5 protein-coding genes are annotated in these 2,873 nt (G+C 49.0%); 4 read left to right on the plus strand and 1 reads right to left on the minus strand.

What is annotated here, in order from left to right:
• The 4 genes from Q0236_RS12645 to Q0236_RS12660 form a co-directional block, all read left to right on the plus strand.
• On the plus strand, nt 1-322 hold a 322-nt coding region (locus Q0236_RS12645), incomplete at its 5' end, for a hypothetical protein (protein WP_297918726.1).
• A gap of 51 nt (nt 323-373) precedes the next feature.
• Entirely contained in the window at nt 374-985 is a 612-nt protein-coding gene (pyrE, locus tag Q0236_RS12650) for an orotate phosphoribosyltransferase (RefSeq protein ID WP_297918731.1), read from the plus strand.
• A 95-nt stretch (nt 986-1,080) separates the two neighbouring features.
• Nucleotides 1,081-1,506, plus strand: coding sequence for an RDD family protein (locus tag Q0236_RS12655; protein ID WP_297918734.1), 426 nt, complete (start codon nt 1,081-1,083; stop codon nt 1,504-1,506).
• The gene (locus tag Q0236_RS12660; protein ID WP_297918737.1) at nt 1,503-2,066 is read left to right on the plus strand and encodes a ribonuclease HII; all 564 of its coding nucleotides are present in this window, start codon (nt 1,503-1,505) and stop codon (nt 2,064-2,066) included. The genes Q0236_RS12655 and Q0236_RS12660 overlap by 4 nt, the downstream gene beginning before the upstream one ends.
• 199 nt (nt 2,067-2,265) lie before the next feature.
• On the opposite strand, the gene Q0236_RS12665 is transcribed toward Q0236_RS12660, so the two are convergent.
• Nucleotides 2,266-2,873: hypothetical protein (locus Q0236_RS12665; protein ID WP_297918740.1), on the minus strand; the 608-nt coding region annotated here is incomplete at its 5' end.

Raw genomic sequence — 2,873 nt, forward strand, 5'->3', positions numbered from 1 at the left:
CATAACGCGATTTGATATTTCAAAATATAAAAGTATGATCGCCTTGGACGGTAAGGTTTACTGTAGCGATAAATGCCGCATTACGGCGGACGGATTTGACGAGCAGATAGATATGAACGCGCATCTTAGGCGCGCGCTGCAAGAAGCGGGAGCGGATCCGAATACCGAGCAAACGCAGGACTTCGTGCAAAAGCTAGCGCCGCGCATTTTGCAGGTAGAGAGCGGGGGTCGTCTCATCATTTTTGAGCGCCTTAGCGTAAACTTCAGCGAGAGCGGCTATGAAGTAAGAAGCTTTGACGGCGCAATCGTTTTAGAAAAATAGTCTCTTAAGCGCGGTTGAGATAAAATTCCGCCAAATTTAGAAAGGAAAAGGATGGATTTAGAGCAAATTTACAGAGGCGCGGGCGCGTATTTGCAGGGGCATTTTCTGCTTTCAAGCGGCAACCACTCGCAGTTTTACCTCCAAAGCGCCAAGGTATTAGAAAACCCACAGCTCGCGGGACAGCTCGCAGACGAACTTGCCGCGATCATCGAAAGAGCGGGCGTAGAGTTTGACAGCGTCTGCTCGCCCGCGCTGGGCGGAATTTTAGCGGGCTACGAGCTAGCTCGCGCGGCGAAAAAGCGCTTCATCTTTACCGAGCGCGTAGATCGCGTGATGAGCCTACGCCGCGGCTTTGAGGTGCATAAGGGCGAGAGATTTATCGTCTGCGACGATATCATCACGACGGGCGGCTCGGCGCTTGAGAGCGCGAGGCTCATCGAAAACCTCGGCGGTGAGGTCGTAGGCTTTGCCGCGCTTGCCAATCGCGGATTTTGCAAGGTCGCAAATTTAGCAGGTAGCAGCGCGAAAGCGGGTGCCAAGCTACCTGCAGATAAGCCGTTTTTTGCGCTCGGCAATTTCGAGTTTGAAATTTACGAGCCCGATGCCTGCCCGCTCTGTGCTGCCGGAAGCAAGGCGATCAAGCCCGGCAGTCGCGGAAACTAGGCGCCGATTGCCGCTAACAAACCACAACGAGATTAAATTTTACCCTTCGGCTTTAGCGCGACGGAATTTTAAAATTTAATCCAAAACGGAGCAAAATGGCAAAACAAAAAGCTAAAATTTCACCGATCTTTCTGCGCGTAAAGGCCTTCATCGTCGATCTTTTCATCATCGCGATGCCCCTATTCTACGGCGTTACCTATCTCATCTTGGGCTCAAAAGAAGCTCTGTGGCGTAACCAAGCCGCGATCGCGCTTATCTGGCTCGCATACGGCGCGATTTGCGCGGCATTTTACGCCCGCAGCGCCCAGACGCCGGGCTATAAGCTCGCGGGGCTTTACCTCATCGACGTTCGCAGCGGACGCAAAGTAAGCTTTTTTAGGGCGCTAGCTCGCTTTGCGTGCTTCGTATTTGCAGGCTTTAGCGTCATCGGGCTTTTGATCTGCTTTTTTCGCAAAGATAGATTAAATTTACACGACCTGCTAAGCGGCGCCGCGCCAGTCGTGCGAAAGGACGCGCAATGAGCGGGCAAATTTGCGGCATCGACGAGGCTGGGCGCGGCTGTCTTGCAGGACCGCTTTGCGTCGCGGGCTGTGTGCTGCAGCGCGAGATCGCAGGACTTGCCGATAGTAAAAAACTAAGCGAAAAGCGCCGCGAGGAGCTTTACGCCCTGATCATCAAAAACTCGCGCTACAAAATCGTCGAAATTTCAAGCGCGCAGGTCGATGAGATCGGACTCAGCGCATGTCTAAGATCGGCGCTTGAGCAGATTATCGCATATTTTACCGATTTTAGCGGACAGATCATCTACGACGGCAACGCAACCTTCGGCGTACGCGGGCTTCAGACGCTCGTAAAGGCCGACGCGCAAATCGCCGAAGTAAGCGCGGCGAGCATCCTTGCCAAAGTCACGCGCGACCGCACGATGCATGAGATTTCGCAGCGCTATCCGCAATACGGCTTCGCGCAAAACAAAGGCTACGGCTCGCGCGCACACATCGCGGCGATCGAGCAATACGGGCTCACGCCTTTTCACCGCGCAAGCTACAAGATCAAATCGCTGCAACCCTCGCTGTTTGATTAACGCAGCAGCAAGCTTGCTTGATCGGCGAGGCAAAGTGCGCCGCAATAAAGCCTAAATTTTAAAATTAACCTCGACGACGAGAGAGGGTCTTGCGTTTTAAATTTAAAACCGCGCGTAAAATTTTGAATGAAATTTTGATATAAAAAAGGCGGCTAAATTTTAAAATTTCATCAAATTTAGCCGCGAGATAAGGCGCTTATTATCTTTCGTAGAAGCCCGAAAGAATCTTTTTTGAGCTTATTCTATTATTAGGATCTTCCTTACCGTCTTTAGTAAATTTAAATTTATTGGACAGGCTTACGCTCTTGTCGGCATTTAATACGAAATTTAGCTCAATCGTAGAGGATGATAGCTTTGCCGCTTTTCCTAGCTGAGCTTTTTCTTGTTCAGGCGTTAGCTGAGACAAATAAACAGCTTCTTTTAAAAACATCATAATATCACCCATAGAATTTGTTTCGTTAATTCTAGAATCGCCGGGCTTTAGTATTTCATCTTTTAACTTATCGTCACAATCAACTAGCATTTGTTGATCGTCATAATCTATCTTCCCTTTAGTCTTGAGCGTTTCTTGAAATTTCGCATCGTTTATTTTGCAATGCTCATTCGCTATCTTAAGCAGATCTTGCTTATCATAAGTCTTTCCTCCATAAAAGATCATAGCGCTATCTAAAATACGGCTCAACATATCTTGTTCGCGCTTTTTATTTGATTCTACAATATTTGCTATCGCTTTCTCCGTATCCACGTCGCAAACCATCTTAACCGTCTTTAATCCGCCGTTTTCCTCTTTGCTCCAGGTGACACTTT

The organism is uncultured Campylobacter sp., assembly GCF_938031315.1.
Lineage (GTDB): Bacteria > Campylobacterota > Campylobacteria > Campylobacterales > Campylobacteraceae > Campylobacter_B.

Coding starts and splice junctions, on each gene's coding strand:
- Q0236_RS12655 (WP_297918734.1), top strand. CDS start 1,081: ATGGCAAAACAAAAAGCTAAAATTTCACCGATCTTTCTGCGCGTAAAG.
- pyrE (WP_297918731.1), top strand. CDS start 374: ATGGATTTAGAGCAAATTTACAGAGGCGCGGGCGCGTATTTGCAGGGG.
- Q0236_RS12660 (WP_297918737.1), top strand. CDS start 1,503: ATGAGCGGGCAAATTTGCGGCATCGACGAGGCTGGGCGCGGCTGTCTT.